The organism is Nocardia sp. NPDC058705 (genome assembly GCF_042749305.1).
Taxonomy (GTDB): domain Bacteria; phylum Actinomycetota; class Actinomycetes; order Mycobacteriales; family Mycobacteriaceae; genus Nocardia.
Genome location: NZ_JBHYRN010000022.1, coordinates 70,489 through 93,824, shown reverse-complemented (window position 1 = coordinate 93,824; position 23,336 = coordinate 70,489). Strand labels below are relative to the sequence as shown.

Here is a 23,336-nt window from a genome sequence, read left to right as displayed (position 1 = left end):
AATCGAGGGAGCCCGTGCGGTCGACGGTGGACGTGGCAGGTATCGACTGCCGCTTCCCCGCCGCCGACTCGCCTGCGGACTTCTGGGATCTGCTGGTGCGCGGCGAGCACGGCGTCAGCGCGGTGCCACCGCAGCGGTGGCCGATCGACGAGTACTACGACCCCGACGGCGGACCGGGACGGGCCAACACCCGCTTCGCCGGTTTCGTCACCGATCCCGAAACGTTCGACTGTGAGTTCTTCGGCATCGCCCCCGTCGAGGCGAAAGCGATGGACATCCAGCAGCGGATGGTGCTGCACACAGTGTGGCGGGCGCTGGAGAACGCGGGCCTGGACCCGAAGGCGTTGCGCGGCAGCGACACCGGTGTGTTCGTCGGTGTCATGTCCAGCGACTGGGGCACCCTGCATCTGGCCGACTACGCGGGCATGTCGCCGCAGCGTGGCGTCGGCAACGGGTTCTGCATGATCGCCAACCGGGTGTCCTATCAGCTGGACCTGCGCGGCCCGAGCCTCGCGGTGGACACCGCCTGCTCGTCGTCGCTGGTCGCGGTCCACCTGGCCGCCAACGCGCTGCGCAACGGCGAATGCGACATCGCGGTGGCCGTCGGCGTGAATCTCATGCTCACACCAGCGCTTTCGGTGTTCTACACCCAGGCCGGGTTGTCCGCCGCAGACGGGCGCTGCCGTCCGTTCAGCGGCAACGGCGGCGGCATCGGTCGCGGCGAAGGCGTCGGCGCGGTGGTGCTGCGCCGCAGTGAGGACCGTCCCGACGACGCGCCCGAACCGTATGCCCTGATCGCCGGTTCCGCCGTCGGCCAGGACGGCCGGAGCAACGGCTTGACCGCCCCGACCCGCTGGGGCCAGGAACGGGTGATGACGAAGGCCCTCGCTGCCGCGAACTGTACGGCGCAGGACCTCGACTTCATCGAAGGGCACGGCACCGGAACCACTCTCGGTGACATGGTGGAGGTCAGGGCGCTGCGCGGCATCGTCGCCGGTGAACCCACTCGCACCCGGATTCTGGGTTCGGTCAAGGGCAATATCGGGCACTGCGAGGGCGCCGCGGGTATCGCCGGGTTCATCAAAGCCTGTCTGGCACTGGACAAACGCATCGTGCCGCCGACCCTGTTCGCCGACGAGGAGAATCCGCAACTGGATCTCGCGGCCCACGGGCTGCGCCTGGCCGCCGGCGCCGAGCGGCTCGGCCGCGGCCAGTTGTACGCCGGCGTCAGCAGTTTCGGGTTGGGCGGGACCAACGCGCACGTGGTGCTGGCCTCGGCCGAACGCGCGCGCCGCCCCAAGGGCAACGGCACACTCGGTGTGCTCACGGTGACGGCCAACAACGGTGACGCGTTGGCTCGCAACCTGGCCGCCGTTGCCGCGGGCATCGACGCCAATGACTGGCTGCGGCAATGCTATTCGAGCAACCACGTCAAATCCGGGCTCGGTGTCCGCATCGCGATTCCCGCGACCGGCGCGAGCTCCCTGCTCGACACGCTGGCGCATGCGGACCGTCGGGCCGCGGCGGCGACGAAAACGCCGCGTGGGGCACGGATCGTCTTCGCGTTCACCGGACAGGGCGCCCAGTACCGGCGGATGTGCCTCGATCTGAGGCTCCGTCTCCCGGCCTTCGGCACCCACCTCCAGGACGTGGACGACGCCATGGCGGAGATCACGGGTTCGTCGATCATCGCCGCGATCGAGTCCGGTGCCGACGCCGAAGGGCGTTCGCTCGACGAGACCGCGGTCAGCCAGCCCGCCCTGTTCGCCGTCCAGATCGCCCTCGCACGAACCTTCGCCGGCTTCGGGGTGCACCCGGCCGCCGTGATCGGGCACAGTGTCGGCGAATTCGCCGCCGCGGTCTGCGCGGGCCGGATGACCTTCACCGAGGCGGCCCGACTGGTGTCCGCGCGTGGTGAGGCCATGCAGGCGGTGGCCCGCGGGGGCGCCATGCTCGCCGCGGACTGCGGGTACGACGCCGCGCTCGCCCTCGCCGAGAGCATCGACGGTGCGGGCATCGCCGCGGTCAACGGGCCCTCGTCGGTCGTCTTCGCCGGTGTCGCGGAGGCGGTCGAGACCATCGCCGAGAAGCTGCGGGCCGACGGTGTCCGGGTCAAGGCGCTCACCGTGTCGCACGCCTTCCATTCGGCGCTGATGGCACCCGCGCAGGCCGCGGTACGGGAGGCGGCGGCCCAGGTCACCGAGGGTGCGGAGGGCGTGATCCCGATGGCGTCCACCGTGACCGGCGCACTGCTGGAACCGGATGACCTGACTCCCGACTACTGGGCTCGCCAGGTGACCGAACCGGTCCTGTTCGACCGGGCAGCGCGCGCACTGGCCGCGCTCCGGCCGACCCACGTGGTCGAAATCGGTCCGCGCGGTGTGCTTTCGGGCATCCTGCGGGCCTCGGCCGCGCTGCCGGACAGCACGATCCTCACCCCGATCCCCGGCGAGAAATCCGACGGGCTGGAATTCGCGGCGACATTGGCCTCGCTGTGGGAATCGGGTGTCGACATCGGCTGGAGTGCCCTGTACGACCGCGCCGATCACCGGATCCGGCGACTGCCGGGTTACGTGTTCAGCGACGGCGAGCGCTTCCTGGTCTCGGCGGCCAGTGCCGGGCTCACCGCGCCGGTGCGCGCCGTCGCCGGACACCATGTCCTGCCGACGAAACCGGCTGCCGTCGAAGCGGACCCGTCGAGCGTGTACAGCGCGGTGATCGCCGTCCTGGGCGACATCGGCGACTACCGTCCGGCCGATCTGCGACCGGACCAGGATCTGCGCGACGACCTCGGCTTCGACTCGATCACGATCATGCAATTCGCGGATCGGATCGCCCCTCGACTCGGCTTGGCAGCGGCGCCCGGACCTGAGCAATTGCACAGCGACATCAGGACGGTGGGGGAACTGGTGGAACTGGTGACCACGCTGACGAAGGAGAACCATCGATGAGCGCCCATGCCAATATCCTCGGCACCGGCACCGCACTGCCCGGTCCCGCGATCGACAACGTCACGCTGTCACAGCGATTCGGCGCCAACGCGCAATGGATCGACCTGTTCGTCGGCACGAGAACCCGGCACTTCGCCGTCGACATCGAGACCGGAGCACGCACCTCGACGCTGAGCGCGCTGGCCACCTCCGCCGCCTCGGCGGCGATGGCCGACGCGGGCGTCGACGCGGGCGAGATCGACTTCATCGTGCTCGGCACCGCCACCCCGGACCACCTCATGCCCACCTCGGTGAACCTGGTCGCCGACGAGCTGGGAATCGACCAGGTCCCGACCTACCAGTTGCAGTCCGGCTGCGCCGGTGCGATCGCCGCGCTCGACGTGGCGATGGCACGGCTGTCGCCGCAGTCGCCGACCGGCCTGGTGATCGGTGCCGATGTCTGCGTCAAACACCTGCGCCTGGACCGCGACGCCAACAGCAAGATGTCGCCCGCCGAACTGGTCAACTACGTGCTGTTCGGTGACGGCGCGGGTGCGGTGGTGGTGTCCTACGACGACGCCGGTGCGCGGATGCGGCTCTCGCACGTGATCAACCGGTTCACCGGCCGTGGTCGCGCCCCCGGTCAGCAGATCGAATGGTTCGGCATCGCCGACCGCGACAGCGACATCATGGCGCTGAACGAGGACTACAAGGCCATCGAGGCGCTGGTGCCGGACATGGCCGCCGAGGTGGTCGCCGAACTGCTCAGGACCACCGGCTGGGACCGCGACAGCATCGATTACCTGATGCCGCCCCAACTTTCGGGCCGGATGACCGACAAGATCGTGCGGCAACTCGACGTCGCGTCGGCGAAGGACATCTCCGTCGTCGCCTCGACCGGCAACAACGGCAACGCGCTGCCCTTCCTGCAACTCGACGCGCTGGCCGGGCTCATCGGCCCCGGTGAACGCGCCGTGCTGGCGGCCATCGAGTCGAGCAAATGGATCAAGGGCGGCTTCGTCGTGGAGGGGCTGTCGTGAATCTGCTCGAGCACGCCAGGGACCTGCGGCGATCCGGTCGGCTGGAAGCACAGCTGGACGAGATCATCGCGGGCCTGCCCGACCAGGACGACGACACCCTGTGCCGGATCGGCCAACTGCTGGTCACCGCCGACGCCGACGCCGTGGCCGGACACCATCCCGCACTGCCCAGCGCCACCGTGTGTGTCGTCGGCAGTTCGACACTCGCCCCGCTGCGCGCGCCACTGGCGGGCATGCTCGGATTCCGCGGCTTCGTACCGACGATCCATGTCGGTGACTACGCCCAGTACATGACCGAGTTGCTCACCGGCGTCGACGGCGAAGCCGAGGCCGACGCCATCGTCTGTGTCCTGGACGGTCAGGAAGTGTTCCGCCGCCTCCCGGCAGTGTGGACACCGGAGCAGGTCGCCGACGCCTGGGCCGCCGTACTCGACGAACTCGTCGTCGCGGTGGGCGGTCTTCGTGAGCGCAGCAGCTGCCCGGTGCTGCTCACCACCGTCGAGTTGCCGCCGCGCCGGATGGCCGAGATCGTCGACATGACCTCGCGTACCCAGCTGTCGCTGGCATGGCGGGAAGCCAACAGCACGCTGCTGCGCCTGTCGCAGGAGCTGGCGGGGGTGTACGTGATCGACTCCGCGCCGATCCTCGCCCAGGCGGGCTCGCTCGCCGACGATCGGCTGGCCGCCTACGCCCAGATCCGTTTCTCCGAAGGCTATTTCACCGAACTCGGTCGCGAGATCGCGGCGATCGTCGCCGCCCTGCGCGGCCGGACCAGCAAATGTCTCGTCGTCGACCTGGACGGGACGATGTGGGGTGAGGTGCTCAGCGAGGTGGGTCCGACCGGTGTGGTGTCCGGCGAAGGCCCGGTAGGCGAGTGCTTCTCGGCGATGCAGGGCGTTGTCCGCCATCTCGCGGCGCAGGGCGTGCTGCTCGCCATCAGCAGCAAGAACGACGACGAGCTGGTGCGAACCACGTTGCGCGACAACGCGAACGTCGATCTCGGCGAGGACGACTTCGTCACGATCGCCGCCGACTGGAATCCCAAACCGGGCAATATCGAGGCCATCGCGCAGGGCCTGAACATCGGCCTGGATTCGCTGGTCTTCGTCGATGACAGTGTCTCCGAACGGGGTTCGGTGCGGACCGCACTGCCGTCGGTGCGGGTGGTCGCGGTCGATCACAAGGAGCCCGCGTTGCACGCGCACGCGGTGCTGCGGGCAGGCTACTTCCGGTCACTGCACGTGACCGCCGACGACCTCGAGCGCGCGCAGCGGTATCGGGCCGAAACCCAGCGGCTGGAATTCCAGCGCTCGGCCGGGTCGATCGCCGACTACCTGGTGGGGTTGGCGACTCGCATCGAGATCACCGAGCCCACCGATGCCGAAATCGCCCGAATCTCGCAGATCACCTTACGTACCAACCAGTTCAACACCACTACCGTGCGCCGTGATCCCAGTGTCGTTGCCGCACTGCGTGACTCGCCCGACGCCGCAGTGTTCGGTGTTCGCTGCACCGACCGCTACGGCGACCACGGGCTGATCGGCGCTGCTTTCGTCGAAATCACCTCGGACACTTGGCATATCGACAACTTCGCGATGTCGTGCCGCGTGCTCGGCCGCAATGTCGAAGATGCCGTGATCGCCTGGATCTGCCGACGAGCCGAGGCCGCGGGCGCTACTGCGGTCACCGGCGCCTTCCTCGCCTCACCCAAGAACGCCAAAGCCGCGAACCTGTTCGCCGGCCTCGGTTTCGGCACCGTCTCGCAGTCGGCACACGACGCGAGCTACCGGCTCGAACTCGGCGACCCGCCGCAGCTGCCCCCACATATCGAGGTCGCCGACCACGACGCACTGATCGCTGAAGGAGTACCAACGCCGTGACCGAATCGGAATTCGTCGAACTCATCGTGAACGAAACCGGACTGCTCTACGCCGCCGAGGATCTGGACACCCCGTTCGACAGCCTGAACGACTGGGACTCGGTCTATCTGATGAAGCTGCTCACCGGGATCGAATCGGCCACCGGGAGCACCCTCGAGATGAGTGAACTGATCGAGGTCACCTCCCTCGGAGACCTGTACCGGGCCGTCACCGCGCAGGCCGTGTCATGACCGACACGCAGGTCACCCCGCTGGCGCGGGAACGGCGCCACACGCTGGCCTTCCTGGCCAATGCCAGGTCCGCGGGCGCGGTCTACCTCGACACCGAGGTCGACGCGACCGCGCTGACCGAGCACCAGCGCCGGGCGGACCGCAAGATCTCCGTCGTCACCTATGTGATGTCGGCGCTGGCCCGCACCCTCACCGAGTATCCGCAGGCGAACGCGACCATCGGCGGGCTGTGGGAGTCCGAGGTGACGATGCACCGCACCGTCGATGTGAAACTGGCACTGGACAAGACGATCAACGACGTGCGCTGTGCCGCGTCGGCGGTGGTGCCCGACGTCGCCGCGATGTCGCTGGATCAGATCCAGGACCAGGTCGAGCGACTGCGCGACACCGCGGCCGAGGAACTCGACGAACTGGCGGGCATCCGCACGCTGCACCGGTTGCCGCTGTCGGTGGCCCGGCTGGTCTTCGCCGCTGTCACCCGTCGATCGGGCGGCCCGGCACGGCTCGGCACCGTCGCGGTCAGTTCGCTCGGCCACGCGGAGGTCGCCCGGTTCTTCTCCTACGGCGGGACCACGGTCACGATCGGGCTCGGCCGGATCACGCGCAAGCCCGTCGCGGTCACCGTGGACGGGACCGAGCAGATCGTCGTGCGCCCCGTACTGCCGCTGAGCCTGACCTTCGACCACCGGGTCATCGACGGCGCGCTCGCCGCCGACGTGCTGTCCGCACTGGCCGGGCACCTGCGCGAACCGGACAGCGAGCAGCCGTGACCGAGGCAGGCGACTGGGCCGAGATCGGCACCGGATGGGACCTGGGCGCCCGGGTCCGGCTGGCCGCCGTCGCCGACTGGCTGCCGGCGACCACGCCGCCGGAATCGCAGCTCCGCGCGGTACTCGGCACCGCCTTCGACCGGTGGAACGCGATGACCTCCGCGTTCGCGCGAGGCCGGATGCTCGCCTCCCGTGCGCTCCTGCGGGCCGTCGTGGCCGAGCGTCTCGGCTGCGACGACAGTGAGATCGACATCGACAGCGAACCCGGTCGGCCACCACGCGCGTGGCGGGGCACAGCGCCCGCGCCGGTCGCGATCAGCCTGTCGCACACCGGCGACGCCATGGCGGTCGCGGTGGTGGACAGCGGCGCGAGCGACGTCGGAGTCGGCGTCGACATCGAGGCGAGCGACCGGCCGATCTACACCCCCGCCTTCGCCGCCGCCGTCGCACATCCAGACGAATTGGCGCAGCTCGCCGACCTCGACCCTGATCAGCTCAACGACGCGCTCATCGCGCTGTGGACGATCAAGGAAGCCGTACTGAAGGCCCGCGGCACCGGACTGACCGTTGCGCCGCGGCTGGTCTGCGTCGGGCTGCCCACCCGTGACACCGCCTCGACCACCCGGAATGTCGCGGCGCCGGACGGGCACCGCACCCGAATCGGGACCACCACCCATCACGGTCTGCGGATCAGCGCGGCACACCACTGGAGGAACCATGCATAGCCTGGCCGAACGCGTCGAGCTGGTGCGGCTGCACGCCGCCGCCCAGGGATTGCCGAGTCAGCGCGCGGAGGAAATCCTGGCGACGATCGACACCCTCGACGACGGCCCGACGGGCTGGTCGACGGTGTGGCTCGCGGCCGGTCGGCGCGAATACGACCAGCAGCGCTACCGCGACGCGGTGCCGTATCTGAACCTGGCCCGGTTCCCGTTCGTCGCGACCCCCGACGCCGCCACCGCACACGAACTGTGCGTCGACGCGTTCGGGAGCTGGGCCGCGACCGCCGGTGTGCGCCGGGTGCTGCTGCCGGTCGCGGGCAGCGAGGTGCCGGTGTGGCTGGCCGAACGGAGCCAGGCGCCGTGGGGCAACACCGGCGATGTGCTGGTGGTGTGCGGCGGGATCGTCAGCATCAAGGAGCAGTGGGCGCGGTTCGTCGAACTCGGCCGCCGATTCGGCATGACCGTGGTGCTCACCGAACTGCCCGGCGTCGGCGAGCACCCCCTCGAGTATCGGGACAGCTCCGGTCATGACCTGAGCGAGCTGTTCGACGCACTCGCCGCGGTGACTCCGGTACATCGAATCTTCGCCTCCGCCATGAGTTTCGGCGGCACCGTCGCACTGCGGGCCGCCGCACACGACCCGCGCATCGAGCGGATCTTCTCGGTCGGGCCGCCGATGCGCCACCTGTTCACCGACGGCGACTGGTGGCAACAGCTCCCGGAGACCACCAAGGACGCACTGGCGAAGACGACCGGCATCGCGGTGGACCGGCTGCCCGGCGAACTCGGCCGGTTCGCCGTGACACCGGGCGAGCTCGCCAGGATCACCGCCCGCGTCACCGCCGTCGCCAGCCGACGCGACGAGATCGTGCCACCCGAGGACGTGACAGTGCTCGTCACCGAAGTCCGGCGCGCGAGCGTCTTCGCCTTCGACGACGTCCACGGATCGCCGAACCACATGGCCGATATCGCGCTGACCCTGGCCGGTGAACTCGCCGACTTCGCCGGGGTCCCCGTCGGCCTGAAACATCTTCCGCCGCTGATCCGGCGGGCCAGGGGCCGTGCCACCGCCGTCACCGCCCGCACTCCCTTCGTCGATGCTCGGAGCACCGCATGACCGATCGGACCGAAGCCGTACTCACCCGATACACCCCCGCCCGGGTCGAACCCCGCGCACCGCACACCGGCACACCGCTGAAGCTGCTGTGTTTCCACTACGCGGGCGGCGCCCCCACCGCGTTCCGGCCCTGGCGCGAGCACGTGCCGGACGGGGTCGAGCTGACCGCCGTGGAACTCCCGTCGAGCAAACCGATCGGCGGCCGCCGGGTCCACGAGACCGTCGAATCGGTCGTGGAATACGTCGCCGACCGGTATGCCGACCGGATGACCGGTGACTACGTCCTCGTCGGCCACAGCATGGGTGCGCTGCTGGCCTACCTGGTAGCGCGCCACCAGGTCGAACAAGGCCTCGAACCGCCGACCGGCCTTGTCGTCGCGGCCTTTTCGGCACCGCAGCTCGACCCGCTCTCCATCGGCGTCGACACCCTCGACGACGCGGCCTTCGCCGCGGCGCTGGCCCGGTTCGGCGGCGTCCCCGAAGCGCTGCTGCGCAGGCCGGAATGGCTGGCGCCGCTGCTGCCGACGGTGCGCGACGACCTGCGCATGTGCGAACGGTTCCGGTTCGTCGCGCCCGCCGACGAGTTCACCGTGCCGACCCACGTCATCGGCGCCACCGCCGACGGTCTCGTCGCACCCGAACGGGTCGACGCCTGGCGCGACACCGGCTCCGACGTCACCTTGTCGTTCCTCGACGCCGACCACTTCTTCTCCGGCGCTGCCGCACCCACCCTCCGCGACACCGTGGTCGACAAAGCCATCGAATTCTGGGGTCGCCGCGGAAGCGACCACGCACCCCACACTCTCCGTCGAAAGGCCAGTTAATGACCACCTACTCCACCGATATCGCGATCATCGGAGCCGGTCCGGGCGGGTTGTCGGCGGCGGTCGCGCTCAGCAGGGCCGGGCTGTCGGTGACGGTCGTCGAGAAGACGCTCACCACCGAGCGTTCCTTCCGCGGTGAGTCCCTGTCACCGGATGCCGTCGCCCTGCTCGATGCCCTCGGCGTGCTCGACGACATCACCGCGACCGGCGCCCTGGTGACCAGGAAGCTGGAGATCTCCGAAGCCGGGCACCTGCTGATGTCGGCGGACTTCGCCGATTTCGACTACCCGCAGCCCTACCCGCGCGAGGTGCCGCAGCCGACGCTGCTCAACGCGCTGGAGAAGGCCGCCGCGGAGTCGGACGGTTTCCGGATGTTGCGCGGTGCCAACGTGACCGACCTGATCATCGACGACGGCCGAGTGCTCGGCCTGAGCTTCACCGATGCCGACGGCGCACACGAAGTGCGCGCCGCGCTGGTCGTCGGTGCGGACGGCCGCTATTCCAAGACGGTCGCCATGTCGGAGCTGGACTACGAACGGATCCAGCTCGACCGCGACGTCGTGTGGATGCGCACCCCGCTGCCCGAGCAGTGGGACACCGAGACCTATCGGATCAGGATGCACGGCGCCGACCACGGCCTGTTCATCCCCACCTATCCCGATATGGTCCGGGTCGGCTTCAACATTCCCAAGGGCAGCCTCGGCGAGCTGCGCAAGAGCGGTATCGCCACGCTGCACCAGCGGATCTCGGATCTGGCGCCGGAGCTGTCGGACCTGGTCCGCGAGCACGTCACCCGGTTCACCGACACCTCGACCCTCGACATCTTCACGTCCAGGATGCCGCGCTGGTCGCGCCCCGGCCTCGTCTTCATCGGCGATGCGGCGCACACCCTTTCACCGGTACTCGGCCAGGGTGTGAACCACGCGCTGATCGACGGTGTGGTGCTCGCCGAACTCGTGTCGGCCGCGTTCGGCGCAACGGCCGGCCGCGATGCCCGGCTCGATACCGCGGTGCTCGAGTTCCAGGGCGTGCGCGAGCCCGACGTCGCCGCGTCGCGTGGTCTGCAGTTGCGTCAGGAGTGGCTGTTCTCGATCGGGCACCCGGTCGGGGTGCTCGCGCGCAGTTCGCTGTACCGGGCATTGAACATCGCCAAGCCGTTGCGGCTGCGGATCCTGTCCAACGCCTACTTCCGGTTGCAGCGCCAGCGCGGCGACCTGCTCAGCGCGAACAGGTAACTCGCCCGGCGAAGACGACACTGCCCCTGTGCGCTCTCGAAGCACACAGGGGCAGTGTCGTTTTCGGGTCAGGTCAGCTGTTGCGCGCCCACTCGACGGTCACGGCGAGCGCGTCGTCGAGGGGAGTCGGCTTCAGCCCGAGCTCGTCTTCCGAACGGCTGGAATCGACCACATACGGCTGGGTCCACTGGTGCAGCACGTCGGCCATCTCCCGCATATCGGGCACCAGCACACCGCCAGCCCGTACCAGCCACGCCGGAATCGCCCGCGCGGTCACCTTGTCGACACCGGCGACGTCGGCCACGCGCGCGGTCATCTCGGCCATGGTCAGTGGCGGACCGGTGGGCGCGAACAGCAAGCGGTTCGACTCGGTCCTGGTCTGCGCCTGCGCGGCCGCGGTCACCATCGCGCGTGCCAGGTCCGGGACATAGGTGAACGAATGCGGCTGATCGACAGCGCCGAGAGCCAGTACCGACTTGCCCGCCAGCACCTTCGGCACCACCAGCGAACCCACATGCGAAGTCGTGGCGTGCGGGCCGAAGAAGTCCGATGCCGCCACGCTGATCGTCTGCGCCGCATGGGCGTCCCGGTTACGCAGCAGTTCCACCCGGATCAACGACTTGCCGGTGCTCGCCGTCTGCGGGGAGGTCTCGGTCATCGGCCCGTCCGGTGCCCCGAACGCGTACATGCTCTCCGGGAAGACGACCGGGATCGACAGTTCGGCCGCGACATCCAGCACCGCCGCCTCGATGGGCGGCAGCTCGGCCCGCCAGACCGGCGCCGAGTACTTCGAGCCGTGTACCGCGCAGAAGATGGCTGCCGCCCCGCGGGCCAGCGGTTCGATCTGCTCGCGTGCCGACGCGTCGGCGGCGGCGAGGGTGACTCCCGGCAGATCGGGCCCGGAACCCGATCGGGTGGCCATCGTCACCGTATGGCCCTGTTCGACGAGGATCGACGTGACGGCGCGGCCGACCGGGCCGGAACCGATCACCAAGTACTCGGACATCTGTTTCCCATCATCTGCTGTTGTCGCTGGTCGTTGCGGAAATCTGTTGGGGCGCTTAACTTTCGGTGGGGCTAGTCCCGCACTCGACCGTCCGGTGCCCGCAAGCCGAAGCCGAGCGCGCGGTCGACGCAGATGTGCGCCATCCACGACAGTCCGACGGTGAATCCGGCCGCGGCTTCGGGGATCGTGCTGGGCAGCAGGTACTCCAGCGGACCCGATATCGCGTCCCCGAACAGGTCTGGGACCAGGGCGAAGTACAGCAGCACCGCCCACGGGCCCGCTGCGCGATGCGCGAGGTTGTAATAGGGGACGGCGGCCGGCGCCAGCCTGCCCCGCTCGGGCGGGGTGCGGCCGATGAGCAGGGTGAGGTCCGGTGCGATCAACGCGATGATCCCCACTGTCAGCGTGGGCTGCCCGTGTTTGGCCATCTCGAAAATGGCGAAGGTCAGGCAGAAAATGCCGGCAATCGCATACGCGACCCGACGAATTCGCCGTCGAGGTGGTGTGGGCGGCATGCTTTGTCCCCTGTCTCGCGTGTGGCACAACCGTAATGGCTGAAGGAAACTTCTCGCTACTGGACAAATGGCCAGTAATGCGAGTGACGCAGACCACGGTATTGATCGGTAATCAACGACAGTCGGGGTGATACTCTCGACTTCCCTATTTCGTAGCGTGAAGCCACGGAGTCAACCTCGACACAGAACTGGGGGCCGGTGGCTGATTCAGTGCGAAGATTGGTTGTTCTGCGTGCACTGCTGGCAACTCCATCGATCCGCCACGTGCCGAGCGACGAAGTCGTGCCGACACTTGTCGACGGTATTTCGAAACGGCTGAAGCGGCGGATCGAGATCACCGCCGCACCGCTACCGCAGCGAATAAGCGCAGCATGGACCTCGACTGTTTCCATCGAGTTCATCGAATACTCACATTCGGTTCCCCCGGCCGCCGCCCTACTGGGCATCCTGCACGAGATAGGCCATATCCTCTGCGGGCACGGCACCCAGGTCGAAGCGCAACATTCGAACCTGACGGCACTGGCCCCGAGCCTGAGCCCCGAACTTTCCGCCCGTCTCCTGCGGCGCACGAGCTCGCAGATCGTGCTGTCGACGCGCGAAGAAGCCGAGGCAGAGCTCTACGCCCGCATCATCTACCGACGGATACTTCGGGCCTACGCGATCGAATGTGCCTCGCCGGGCAGTCGCGCCTTCAATCTCGCCGCGACGCCGTGGAACGACTGACACATCTGTGATCTCGGTCACTGGCCGCGCGGCGTCATCAGTGCTGTACTAAAGTAACAATCAGCATCAAAGCCTTCGGTTATACCCCCTGACTATGGCATCCAATTATGCGATAGTCATGTGTGATTGGACTGAACCATGCATGACGAATTTGCCGTGCCCCGTCCTATCGGGTGCCGATTCGGCATCCTGGGCGAGCTGCGACTGCTCACGCCGACAGCGCAACCGGTAGCAGTGCGAGGCCGCAATGTTTCGGCTTTTCTCGGCGTCCTGCTGGCGAACCCGAACACCGTCATTTCGGTGGACCGCCTCATCGACATCATCTGGAACGGCAATCCGCCCGCCCGCGCCAGAGAAGGTGTGCACGTACAGGCGGGCAGAGTTCGGGAAACCATCGAAACAGCGGGACTCGCACGCGGTGACCTCACCAGTGAGAACGGTGGATACCGACTGGAGATAGATCCCGAATCGGTCGACTGGGTGCGATTCGAACGCGCCGTACGAATAGGCCACAACAAATTCCGGGCCGGATCATTGGACGGCGCCGTCACCACATTGAGTCACGCATTGTCGTTATGGCGCGGAACACCATTGGCCGGAATTTCCGATTCGGATGAAATCCAGGCCTTTTCCACCACGATGACCGAGCTCTATCTGAGCGCACGCGAAACTCGAATCGAATGCATGACAGAACTCGGCATGGATCGAGAAATCGTCTGCGAAGCCACCTCGCTGGTGCGCGAACATCCGTACCGAGAAGACCTCTATCGATATTTGATGATCGCCCTCTATCGCTGCAGGCGACGGACCGACGCATTGATCGTATATCGGGATCTGCAAACCCTTCTTCGTACCGAACTGGGCATAGACCCGGACCCCATGGTCACCGACGTATTCCAATGCATTCTCGACCAATCGCCGATTCCTCCGGGCACGAGGATCGGGCTCCCCGAAAGGCAGATATATGCAGTCTGAAAACCGAATCTGGTTCGTCACCGGCGGCAACGGATTCATCGGCACCCACCTGATCCGAGACCTCGTCGCGCGCGGCATCGAAGTCAGGGCACTCGCCCGATCCGACCGCAGCGCCGCCGCGATCACCGAACTCGGCGCCACCCCGATTCGTGGGGAACTCGACCGGCCCGCGCAGTGGGCCTCGCACCTCGACGAGGTGTCCACCTTCGTCCACCTGGCCGCGGCTCATCCGCCGGAGTGGCGCCGAAAGGTGTACCGCCGCACCAACGAAGACGCGCTGCGCGCCGTTGCCGAGGAGTGCGTCCCGCGCGATATCCGGTTCATCCACATCAGCTCCGAAGCGGCGGTGATGGACGGCACGCCCATGGTCGACGTGGACGAGAGCCGCCCGCTCGCGATCGGCGCGAAAGCGCTGTACCCGGCGTCGAAAGCAGTCGGTGAAGTCATCGTCACCGAAGCATGCCGCCGCGGACTCGACGGCATCATCCTGCGGCCTCGTTTCGTCTGGGGTCCCGGCGACCACAGCCTCGAGGCCGTCGTCGCCTCGATCGACGCGGGCAAGTTCAAGATGCTCGGCGACGGCAAACAGCTGACATCCACCACCCATGTCGACAATCTGCTGCACGCGATCCACCTCGCGGAGTCCGCCGGCGAACGCGGCGAGGCGTACTTCGTCGCGGACGAGGGCACCATCGAATTCGGCGAGATGGCCGCTGCGATGGCCGGTGCCATGAACCGAGAACTTCCCGCCGGTTCGGTGAGCTTGCGCGCCGCGCAGACGCTGGCGAAGGTCGTCGAAGCCGTCTGGCGGCTGCCCTTCAAGGCCGGGCCGCCACTGACCTTGTCGATGGTGTGGCTGCTCGGCCTCACCGTCACCGTCGACACCACCAAAGCCGCGCGCGACCTCGGCTACCAGCCGACCACCTCGCGCGCCGCCGGACTGAAAGCCCTGCGCGACAGCTATTCCGCTACCGAAAGAACGGATTCCCTGTGACCGACGTGCGCGACAGCCCTGCCGACAACGCACCGACCGACGAGGAGCGCACCTCCGCTGTTCGTTGTCCCTATCCCTTCACTCGAGACAGTGCCGTCGACATCCCGGCCGTCTACGAGGAACTCCGCGCCGAGTGCCCGGTCAAGCCGGTGACCTTTCCCAGCAACGACGAAGGCTTCGTTCTCAGCCGCTACGCCGATGTCAAAGTGGCACTGTCGGATTCGCGGTTCAGCCGCCGCGCGATGCTCGACGCCGGTGCGCCCAAACTGTCGAGCGTGATCTTTCCGCCGAACACACTGTTCACCACCGATGCGCCGGAGCACACCCGGCTGCGCAAACTGGTGACGGCCGCGTTCACCAATCGCAGAATCACCGAACTGCGCCCGCGGATCCAGGAGATCACCGATTCACTGCTCGACGCGATGGCCGCGGCGGGCTCGTCGGCGGATCTGAATACGGCCCTGTCGTTTCCGATGCCGATCCAGGTGATCTGCGAACTGCTCGGCGTTCCGGCCGAAGATCAGGACAGGTTCCGGACGTGGTCGGATGCGTTCGTCTCGCTGACCCATATGAGCGAGGAAGAGGTGCACAAGAATCGGTTCGCACTGGCGGCCTACCTCAAGGAACTCGTCGATTCGCGGCGCGCCGATCCGCGCGACGATCTGCTCAGCGCCCTGACAACGAAGTCCGACGAGGACGGCGCGCTCAGTGAAATCGAGGTGGTGATGATGGCGATCACCATTCTGGTCGCCGGGCACGAGACCACGGTGAGTATGACCAGTTCACTCGTGCTGAACGTGCTGCGCGACGACGCCCTGCGCGAGCAGATCCTGACCGCACCCGAGAAGACGCTCGGCCTGGTGGACGAACTGCTTCGGGTGAATCCCATCGGCGACGGCGGACCGTACCGGGTCACCCTCGAAGACGTCGAGATCGGCGGTCAGCTGATCCCGAAGGGCAGCGGCGTGATCGCGTCGGTGGCATCGGCGAATCAGGACGAGGAGCAGTTCCCGCGGGCGAAGTCGGTCGACCTCGAACGCGGCAGCCAGGGGCATCTGGCATTCGGCCACGGGATCCACTTCTGCCTCGGCGCCAATCTGGCCCGGGTCGAACTCGAGATCGCCCTGAACTCACTGTTCCATCGGTTCCCCGGGATTCGCCTCGCGGACTCGGTCGACAACCTCACGATGCGGGGCGGGATGCTGGTGCACGGCCTCGAACGGTTGCCGGTCGCCTGGTAGCCGAGGTCGAGGATTGATCGTCACAGGCAAGCCGGTTCGCACCGTGTGCGAGCCGGCTTGTGATCGTCGCGAGGCGCGGTCGGACTCAGCGCAGGTCGTTCAACTCAGCGCAGGTCGTTCAACGGCGGCAGACTCTGCTTGTGCCGCAGGTACCGCACGTACTCGAGCACTTCTTCCACATTCTCGTCGGACAGATCCCTGGCCCGGAAGTAGATCTGCTGCACGGGCGTATCGGCGAGCAAGCGCAGCAGTTCGATCTGGCTGTCGACCTTGGCGCGCAGCTCGTCGTCGAAGAAGTAGGTCGCGGGCACACCGAACCCTGCCGAGATCGCGTTGATCGCGCTGTAGGACGGATTCGATTTGCGGCCCTGGGACAGCTGGTACAGATAGGCCTCGCTGATGTCGTGCCCCTTGGCGGCGGCAGCCTGGCAGACCTCTTTGACGGTCATGCGGCGGCCGGTGTCACTGGGCACCGAGTCGAACAACCGACGGATCTTGTCGGTGAAATCGCCCCCGCTGTGCGCGATCCGCTCGCTGTCGACGTTCACCACCTCCTCCCTTGTCTCCAGGCACAATCGGCGAGGCGTCGATTGTGCCCGCAACTGTTTCCGCGGTTGAGAATACACGCGTCTCAGGGATCGAATTATTTTATCGTAATAACGATGCTGTCACAAGGTTGAACGCACAAACCCGCCTTGACGCACCAATCAGGCTGTGAGCACCCAGGATAAGGTCCGCGCTTCGAGAAGCCCGAATCGAGAACTGTTGCTAGAGTAATAGTCGCTGGGCATGAGCGGGTCCGTCGGATCCTGCCTGCTCACCCACAGCACTGACGAGGATCTGATGGTTGCACTGTTCAGCTACTTCGCCGGCACGACACTTCTACTCCTGGTGCTGTACTTCGCCTCCGGTACACACAGCCGACCACTCGCGGCAGCGCTGGCCGTCGCGGCACTGTGCTCCTTCATCTTTCGAGAGCCGGTGGACACGTGGATAACTCAGCACATCTATCCACAGGTCGGTCACCTGGCCGCGGATTGCTTCATGCTGATCTCGCTCGCACTGCTGTCCAGCGCCGGGTCGACCCGCGCGACACGTCGCAAACTGCTGACCCTCACCCACGCGATCATCGCCGGATTGTGCGTGATCTTCTTCGCCATCCCGCAGGACGAACTGGTGGACCGGATATCGGTGCACATGTTCGAGGATCCGCGCTTCTTCGCGTACGCGACGCTCGTGAACATCGGCATCACGGTGCTCGCGCTGGTGATGTGGCGTGCCGAGTGGGTCGCCCAGATCGGCGCCACGCCGGTGCTGCTGCTCATCAGGGCAACGGCGCTGCTCGGCATCTTCTATATCGCGGCGCGCATCCTCTCGCCGCTCGGACTGGTTTCCCCGTTGATCGCCGTCGTGGTGTCGACGGCACTGGCATCGATCCTCAGCGGCGGCCTGGCACTGGTGGTGATCTGGAACATCACGTCCCTGCGCCACAACACCCGGCGGCGCACAGCCGAACTCGAAGCGCTACGGGAACACCTCGCCGGGCCGTACCGCATGTCGTTCGGTGAAGCGCTGTGGGCCCGGGTGAATCCCACCGCGCGACTGGTCGATCTGATCGCCGAACTCTCGGACCGGATCGCACTGTTGCCGCCGGACGATCCGATCCGTGTCCGCGCGATGGCGGTGAGCGCGGAGTCGCTGTGGGGATCCTCCAGTCGGCACGGCGGCCTTTCCGCAGGTCATTCGATCGCGGCCACCGGTGCGACCCTGTTCGCGATATCCCGCAGTGTTCGAGAAAACCACTGCGGGACGTCTCGAGGCAGACGCGCGGGTAGCTCAGTCACCTAACTCGGCGAGCAGCCGTTCGGCGGCTTCCAGCTCGGCCTGCAATTGGGCGACCTTGGCCTGCTGCGCACCGCGCGCGGCCTCCAAGATGCCCGCGACCACCTCGGCCACCTCCGGGTGCAGAATCTTCGCCGCCTGTGCCACGACCGCACTGCTGACAGCCATCCCCTTCACACTGCGTTTCTTCCCGTTGACCACATCGACGGTCCACTCCCCGTCGGCGGTACCGGTGAGCGTGACAGTCACCTCGGCGGCCTTGGCCTTGCGCACCGCGGGAGCTTTCGCCGGGCGGGGTGCGGCCGGGGCGGCGGGCTTCGCGGCGTCGTCGGGTACGGGGGCGAGCGACCTCGGCGCGGGCGTTGCGGTGCTCGGCAGGGTCGACGGCTGGGTCACAGTGTTGTCCTTTCGATTGCTCGGCGCGGGGACACTTTCCTGGCGGGTCCGCGTGGAACCGCCCGGCGCTACCGTAGTCCCGCGGGCCGGCTTGGTCAGCGTCACCTCGCTCGGGCCGAACGAGAGCACATCTTTGGAACCGGTGGGCCGCACCTGGAGGAAGTCGCCCGCGGACGGGTCGTCGAGCGCGACGACCTTGCCCGATTTCCCTTCGGCGACACCGACAGCGGCGGACGTGAACCACACCATCGGCGGTTTGCCCTCGGCGAGCTCGCCTGCGATTCGCGCGAGCTCGGCGTCGGACAGGACCGGCGGTGCTGATCGGCGGGATGCGGACTTGGTGCTCGGCGAGGACATCGTGGACTCCGGGGGTTGGTGCTACAGCGTGGTCTGAGCACCGATGATGCCGCACGGCACCGACAAGTTCTTCCCCGAGCCGACATCGCGGCCCCAAAACCCCTCTCGCGACAGGTTTCCCAACCCTCGACGATCAGCCGAGAGTGGCGTTCCCACGGGTCGTCGGACGGATGTTCTCGCGGACCCCGGCCACATCGCGATAGCCGTTGACCGCCATCAACAGGTCGGCTTCGGCCGCGTAACTGCGCAGCAGATGCACCAGCCCGCGCACGCCACCGAGCGCGAGCGCGTACACATACGGCCTGCCGAGCCCGACCATCGTCGCGCCGAGTCCGAGCGCCTTCACCACATCGGCACCCGAACGCACCCCGGAGTCGAACAGCACCGGCACCCGGTCATCACACGCGGCCACCACCGCGGGCAACGTTTCCAGCGCACTCAGACCGCCATTGGCCTGGCGCCCACCGTGATTGGAGCAGTAGATGCCGTCGGCGCCGAAGTCGATCGCCTTGCGCGCGTCCTCGGGATGGGAGATGCCCTTGAGGATCAGCGGCAGGTCGGTGAGCGAACGCAACCAGGTGAGGTCATCCCAGGTCAGCGAGTTGCCGAAGGTCGCAATCCAGTGCAGGACAATCATTTTCGGGTCGTCGGAGCCGACCATCTGCTGGAAGACCGGGTCGCTGGTGTAGTTCTTCAGCACATGCCCACGCAACTGGGGGAAGTTGCCGCTGGCCAGGTCGCGCGGCCGCCAGCCGGGCACCCAAGTGTCGAGGGTGACGGTGATGCCGGCATAACCGGCGGCTTCGGCACGGCGCACCAGACTCTCGGCGAGCTCACGGTTCTTCGGCGTGTAGAGCTGGAAGAACGAGGGCGTATCGCCTGCGTGCGGGCGTACCTCTTCGAGCGGATCCTCCATCAACGTGGAGTACATCGCGGGCACCCCGGTCTGCGCCGTCGCCTTCGCCACCGCGATATCCCCGTGGCCCTGCTCGCCGACCAGCCCGATCACCCCGACGGGCGCGAGGAACAGCGGGCTGGCGAAGGTATGGCCGAACGCCGTGACGGTGAGGTCGCGCTCGGTGGCACCGACCAGCATCCGCGGCATCAGACCCCAGTCCGCGAAGGCCTCGGCATTGCGGCGCTGCGTGAGCTCGTCGCCCGCACCGCCCGCGATGTAGTTCAGCAACGAATCCGGCAGTGCCGCAGTGGCTTTACGCTCCAGCGTCGCGTAATCCATGGGAAACTCGGGCTGGATCCCACCGAGCGCGGCCAGGTAGATCTCGTTCTGGTAGTCGGCGAACTGACTCATTGCTGCACTTTCGCACGCCGACCCGGGGTCACGGACCGCAGGGGGGATGTAAGGTGCGTCATACTCGAAAATACGAGATTGTGAGTGCCCCTGCCGTGACCGTCGTCGAACACTCGGCTGCGCCCGCCGATCCGGACGCCCTACTCGCCGATCGCTTCCATTGCGATGCCATCCGTCACCTGACTCGCCTCGCGCTCGGGCTCTCCCAGGACTCGATGGATCTGCTGACCTCGGTCACCGACCGACTACGCGCCGCCGAGGGCGCCCTGCGCGATCCGCTCACCGCCGACCTCGGCTTCGACTGACCCTTACCGCCGCCGCACGGTGAGCGCCGCGAGATCGGCGAGCCGATGCGCGCGGGCGATCTCGGCGGGTGTGAACGGTTCGTCCGGACGCACGAAACCCCAGCGCCGATCGTCGCTGTCCAATTCCAACAGCGTGCCCTCCCCTGGTTCGGGCACCTCCGGCGTGCCGGGCGCGAGATAGCGCGCGCCGAGCAGTTCGGCTACCGCCAACGGCAATTCGTCCGGATCGCCGACGATGCGGGCGGCGATAGCCAGCGCTTTGGTCTGCCCGTCGATCAGCGACAGCACGGTCGCCGGCCAGACCCGCACCTGCGAACCTCCCGCGTGTTCCACGGCCGCGGTGATCGTGGGCGCCGTGACCTCGACGGGGGCGGCGACGACGAGTTCGTCGAGTACCGCGTCCTCTAGTTGGTGCACATGCACGGTGAGAATGTTGGCGTCGCGGTGCGCGAGATGTTTGGCCAGGGTCTCGAGCGCGCCGGGTCTGTCCGCCAGGCGCACGCGGATCCGCCAGAGCGCTGGCGCGGCGTCGATGCGCTCGCGAGTGCGCAGTTCAGGGCTGTGCAGCCAGCCGCCGAGCACGCGCATCGCCGACGGTTCCACCACCCAGATCACCAGGATCGTGGTGGTGATCGTGAGCAGGGCGACGGTGAGCAGGTACGGCGGGTGCAGGTGCACGACCAGCGCGTGCAGCGCCAGCTCCACCGGGAACACCGCGGCGAGTTTCGCCAGGGTGAGCCTGGTCCGGCCCGGATGCGGGAGTCGGCCGCAGACCTCGCAGGCCAGGGCGTTGACACGGGGTCGCACTGCGAATCGCCACATGGAAGTCAGGATCGGTGGCCAACGTGTCGATCTTGGACGAGGTGCGTAACGGCGAGGTGAAAGGCGCAGCGAAAACTGTTGACCTGCAAGAACTTCCCCGTGATACCGAACACGCACCCGGCTTTCCTGTGACTGCCGACACCTTCCACCGCGATAGGCGACGGCAACAATTGTGACTCGGCTCACCAAAAATCATTGACAAACCCACACAAGCGGGCATAAAACAACATGAGTACAGATTCACGCCAGACCGGAGGAACCCATGTACGCCGAGGAACGACAGCAGGCGATCGCGACCCTGATCGGGCATCGCGGGCGCGTCTCCGTCGCCGAACTCGCCGACCAGTACGGGGTCACCACCGAGACCGTGCGCCGCGACCTCGCGGTACTCGACCGGCTCGGCGTGATCCGGCGAGTGCACGGCGGCGCGGTCGGATCCGGTGCGCTCACCACCTTCGAACCGGGCACCGCCGAGCGCGACAGCACCCGCGCCGCGGAGAAGGACCGGATCGCCGAACTCGCCCAGCAATACCTCCCGCGCGCCGGTGGCAGCGTGCTGTTCGACGCGGGCACGACGACCGTCCGGGTGGCCGCGGCCATGCCGATCGACGTCGACCTGGTCACCGTCACCAACTCGCTGCCGGTCGCCGCGCGCCTCACCGGGTTCGCCGGGGTGCGCTTGCACCTGCTCGGCGGGCGGGTTCGCGGGGTCACCCAGGCCGCCGTCGGCGCCGAGACCTTGCGGCTACTCGGCGAATTGCGGGTCGACGTGGCGTTTCTCGGCACCAACGCACTCACCGTGCGACACGGGCTGTCCACCCCCGACCCGGAGGAGGCGGCCGTGAAACGCGCGATGATCGCCGCCGCCGATCGGGTCGTGGTGGTCGCCGACGCGAGCAAGATCGGGCGCGAGGACTTCGTGCGATTCGGCGATACCGCCGACATCGACGTCCTGGTCACCGATACCGACATCCCGGCCACCGCGCACGCGGAACTGGTCACCGAAGGAATCGAGGTGGTGTCCGCATGATCGTCACCCTGACCGCGAACCCGAGTCTGGACCGCACGGTCACGCTCACCGAGCTGTTGCGGCGCGGGCAGGTGCATCGCGCGGCGAGCGTCACGTCGCATCCCGGTGGCAAGGGGGTGAATGTCGCGCGGGTGGTGTCCGAGGGTGGGGCGCCGGTGCTCGCGGTGTTGCCCGGGGCCGAAGACGATCCGGTGGTGCACGGATTGCGCACTGCGGGAATCGAATTCCGTACAGTGCCGGTCGCCGGAGGACCGCGGGTCAACCTGACCATTGCCGAAACCGACGGCACCACAACCAAGATCAACGAGCCCGGCTACCCGCTCGACGCCCGGAGTCTGGCCGAAATCACCGCACTGCTCGTCGAATTGGCGTCCGGGGCCGAGTGGATCGTGCTGTCCGGATCACTGCCGCCGGGAGTTCCCGTCGACTGGTACGCGCGGCTCGTCGCCACATTGTCGCTGTTACCCAACGGAACTCGACGCACCCGCGTCGCCGTCGATACCTCCGACGCGCCCCTGCTCGCCTTGTTCGCCGAATCGGTCGGCCCCGTACCGGATCTCGTCAAACCGAACTCCGACGAACTGGCCCAGCTCACCGGTCTCGACCCCGTCGACCTCGAAAACCCTATGGCCGCAGCCGAAGCCGCCGCATCGTTGATCGACCGCGGTGTCGGTGCGGTGCTGGCCACCCTCGGCGCGGCAGGCGCGGTCCTGGTCACCGCCGACGACGCGTGGTTCGCCGCTGCCCCGCCGATCGTCCCACGCAGCACCGTCGGCGCGGGCGACTCGGCCCTGGCAGGCTACCTACTCGCCGACCTCGCGGGCGCCTCCCTCGCCGACCGCCTGCGCACCGCCGTCGCCTACGGCAGCGCAGCCACCGCCCTGCCCGGCACCGGGCTACCCGGCCCTGCCGACATCCTTCTCGAGGCGGTCACGGCCCACCCGCTCACTGCCAACCGGCCGCAGGCTCCGGCATGAGCACCGCTACTCGGTCGCTGATTCGCGACCCGACCGCGTGCGCGGACCGTCACCCCGCGTGCTCGACCGCAACCGGTCGGCGCCGATAGCCCGGCC

Annotated in this window: 23 protein-coding genes; 17 read left to right on the top strand and 6 right to left on the bottom strand. The window is 67.5% G+C overall.

The annotated features are described in order from the left end of the window. Positions 1-14 precede the first annotated feature (14 nt). Genes ACFW6D_RS23290 through ACFW6D_RS23250 form a run of 9 tightly spaced genes read left to right on the top strand, consistent with a single transcriptional unit; the run spans position 15 to position 10,748 of the window. Complete coding sequence (locus ACFW6D_RS23290) at positions 15-2,951, top strand: type I polyketide synthase (protein ID WP_379331340.1); 2,937 nt, start codon at positions 15-17, stop codon at positions 2,949-2,951. Next, a complete protein-coding gene (locus ACFW6D_RS23285; RefSeq protein WP_379331338.1) occupies positions 2,948-3,970 on the top strand; it encodes a 3-oxoacyl-ACP synthase III family protein in 1,023 nt (340 codons plus the stop codon). Before ACFW6D_RS23290 ends, ACFW6D_RS23285 begins: the two co-directional genes overlap by 4 nt. Then, a complete protein-coding gene (locus ACFW6D_RS23280) occupies positions 3,967-5,850 on the top strand; it encodes an HAD-IIIC family phosphatase (protein ID WP_379331336.1) in 1,884 nt (627 codons plus the stop codon). The genes ACFW6D_RS23285 and ACFW6D_RS23280 overlap by 4 nt, the downstream gene beginning before the upstream one ends. Continuing rightward, positions 5,847-6,080 carry an acyl carrier protein gene (locus ACFW6D_RS23275; protein WP_379331334.1) on the top strand — a complete coding sequence of 78 codons (234 nt, stop codon included), beginning with the start codon at positions 5,847-5,849 and terminating at the stop codon, positions 6,078-6,080. Before ACFW6D_RS23280 ends, ACFW6D_RS23275 begins: the two co-directional genes overlap by 4 nt. After that, the gene (locus ACFW6D_RS23270; RefSeq protein WP_379331332.1) at positions 6,077-6,850 is read left to right on the top strand and encodes a 2-oxo acid dehydrogenase subunit E2; all 774 of its coding nucleotides are present in this window, start codon (positions 6,077-6,079) and stop codon (positions 6,848-6,850) included. The genes ACFW6D_RS23275 and ACFW6D_RS23270 overlap by 4 nt, the downstream gene beginning before the upstream one ends. Continuing rightward, entirely contained in the window at positions 6,847-7,575 is a 729-nt protein-coding gene (locus ACFW6D_RS23265) for a 4'-phosphopantetheinyl transferase family protein (RefSeq protein ID WP_379331330.1), read from the top strand. Before ACFW6D_RS23270 ends, ACFW6D_RS23265 begins: the two co-directional genes overlap by 4 nt. Next, positions 7,568-8,689, top strand: coding sequence for an alpha/beta fold hydrolase (locus ACFW6D_RS23260; protein WP_379331328.1), 1,122 nt, complete (start codon positions 7,568-7,570; stop codon positions 8,687-8,689). Before ACFW6D_RS23265 ends, ACFW6D_RS23260 begins: the two co-directional genes overlap by 8 nt. Further along, positions 8,686-9,513 (top strand): alpha/beta fold hydrolase, encoded by an 828-nt coding sequence (locus tag ACFW6D_RS23255; protein WP_379331326.1) that lies wholly within the window; start codon positions 8,686-8,688, stop codon positions 9,511-9,513. Before ACFW6D_RS23260 ends, ACFW6D_RS23255 begins: the two co-directional genes overlap by 4 nt. After that, positions 9,513-10,748, top strand: a complete 1,236-nt coding sequence (locus tag ACFW6D_RS23250; RefSeq protein ID WP_379331324.1) for an FAD-dependent oxidoreductase — start codon at positions 9,513-9,515, stop codon at positions 10,746-10,748. Before ACFW6D_RS23255 ends, ACFW6D_RS23250 begins: the two co-directional genes overlap by 1 nt. Before the next feature lie 73 nt (positions 10,749-10,821). Here ACFW6D_RS23250 and ACFW6D_RS23245 read toward each other — a convergent pair whose 3' ends face one another. Together ACFW6D_RS23245 and ACFW6D_RS23240 are read right to left on the bottom strand one after the other, a co-directional pair. Continuing rightward, positions 10,822-11,754: an NAD-dependent epimerase/dehydratase family protein gene (locus ACFW6D_RS23245; protein WP_379331322.1), complete on the bottom strand. Its 933-nt coding sequence runs from the start codon at positions 11,752-11,754 to the stop codon at positions 10,822-10,824. A 71-nt stretch (positions 11,755-11,825) separates the two neighbouring features. Then, positions 11,826-12,182: a hypothetical protein gene (locus tag ACFW6D_RS23240; protein WP_379331320.1), complete on the bottom strand. Its 357-nt coding sequence runs from the start codon at positions 12,180-12,182 to the stop codon at positions 11,826-11,828. Between the two features lie 306 nt (positions 12,183-12,488). Here ACFW6D_RS23240 and ACFW6D_RS23235 point away from each other — a divergent pair, with 306 nt between their 5' ends. The 4 genes from ACFW6D_RS23235 (at position 12,489) to ACFW6D_RS23220 (ending at position 16,202) form a co-directional block, all read left to right on the top strand. After that, complete coding sequence (locus tag ACFW6D_RS23235; RefSeq protein WP_379331318.1) at positions 12,489-12,992, top strand: hypothetical protein; 504 nt, start codon at positions 12,489-12,491, stop codon at positions 12,990-12,992. Between the two features lie 138 nt (positions 12,993-13,130). Then, a complete protein-coding gene (locus tag ACFW6D_RS23230) occupies positions 13,131-13,967 on the top strand; it encodes a BTAD domain-containing putative transcriptional regulator (RefSeq protein ID WP_379331316.1) in 837 nt (278 codons plus the stop codon). After that, the gene (locus ACFW6D_RS23225) at positions 13,957-14,961 is read left to right on the top strand and encodes an NAD-dependent epimerase/dehydratase family protein (protein WP_379331314.1); all 1,005 of its coding nucleotides are present in this window, start codon (positions 13,957-13,959) and stop codon (positions 14,959-14,961) included. The genes ACFW6D_RS23230 and ACFW6D_RS23225 overlap by 11 nt, the downstream gene beginning before the upstream one ends. Further along, on the top strand, positions 14,958-16,202 hold the full coding sequence (locus ACFW6D_RS23220; RefSeq protein WP_379331312.1) for a cytochrome P450: 1,245 nt from the start codon (positions 14,958-14,960) through the stop codon (positions 16,200-16,202). Before ACFW6D_RS23225 ends, ACFW6D_RS23220 begins: the two co-directional genes overlap by 4 nt. 104 nt (positions 16,203-16,306) lie before the next feature. Here ACFW6D_RS23220 and ACFW6D_RS23215 read toward each other — a convergent pair whose 3' ends face one another. Further along, on the bottom strand, positions 16,307-16,750 hold the full coding sequence (locus ACFW6D_RS23215) for an XRE family transcriptional regulator (RefSeq protein ID WP_379331310.1): 444 nt from the start codon (positions 16,748-16,750) through the stop codon (positions 16,307-16,309). A 241-nt stretch (positions 16,751-16,991) separates the two neighbouring features. On the opposite strand from ACFW6D_RS23215, the gene ACFW6D_RS23210 reads away from it, so the two are divergent. Beyond that, entirely contained in the window at positions 16,992-18,050 is a 1,059-nt protein-coding gene (locus tag ACFW6D_RS23210; protein ID WP_379331308.1) for a hypothetical protein, read from the top strand. Here the strand turns inward: ACFW6D_RS23210 and ACFW6D_RS23205 are convergent. Together ACFW6D_RS23205 and ACFW6D_RS23200 are read right to left on the bottom strand one after the other, a co-directional pair. After that, positions 18,039-18,797, bottom strand: a complete 759-nt coding sequence (locus tag ACFW6D_RS23205) for a DUF6319 family protein (RefSeq protein ID WP_379331306.1) — start codon at positions 18,795-18,797, stop codon at positions 18,039-18,041. The genes ACFW6D_RS23210 and ACFW6D_RS23205 overlap by 12 nt on opposite strands. A 133-nt stretch (positions 18,798-18,930) precedes the next feature. Further along, the gene (locus ACFW6D_RS23200) at positions 18,931-20,106 is read right to left on the bottom strand and encodes an alpha-hydroxy-acid oxidizing protein (RefSeq protein WP_379331304.1); all 1,176 of its coding nucleotides are present in this window, start codon (positions 20,104-20,106) and stop codon (positions 18,931-18,933) included. An 80-nt stretch (positions 20,107-20,186) separates the two neighbouring features. Here ACFW6D_RS23200 and ACFW6D_RS23195 point away from each other — a divergent pair, with 80 nt between their 5' ends. Beyond that, complete coding sequence (locus tag ACFW6D_RS23195) at positions 20,187-20,411, top strand: hypothetical protein (RefSeq protein ID WP_379236850.1); 225 nt, start codon at positions 20,187-20,189, stop codon at positions 20,409-20,411. 3 nt (positions 20,412-20,414) lie between these two features. On the opposite strand, the gene ACFW6D_RS23190 is transcribed toward ACFW6D_RS23195, so the two are convergent. Then, positions 20,415-21,233, bottom strand: a complete 819-nt coding sequence (locus ACFW6D_RS23190) for an amino acid-binding protein (protein WP_379236852.1) — start codon at positions 21,231-21,233, stop codon at positions 20,415-20,417. A gap of 262 nt (positions 21,234-21,495) precedes the next feature. Here ACFW6D_RS23190 and ACFW6D_RS23185 point away from each other — a divergent pair, with 262 nt between their 5' ends. Beyond that, complete coding sequence (locus ACFW6D_RS23185) at positions 21,496-22,263, top strand: DeoR/GlpR family DNA-binding transcription regulator (RefSeq protein WP_379331302.1); 768 nt, start codon at positions 21,496-21,498, stop codon at positions 22,261-22,263. Continuing rightward, positions 22,260-23,240, top strand: coding sequence for a 1-phosphofructokinase family hexose kinase (locus tag ACFW6D_RS23180; RefSeq protein WP_379331300.1), 981 nt, complete (start codon positions 22,260-22,262; stop codon positions 23,238-23,240). The genes ACFW6D_RS23185 and ACFW6D_RS23180 overlap by 4 nt, the downstream gene beginning before the upstream one ends. The last annotated feature ends 96 nt before the right edge of the window (positions 23,241-23,336 follow it).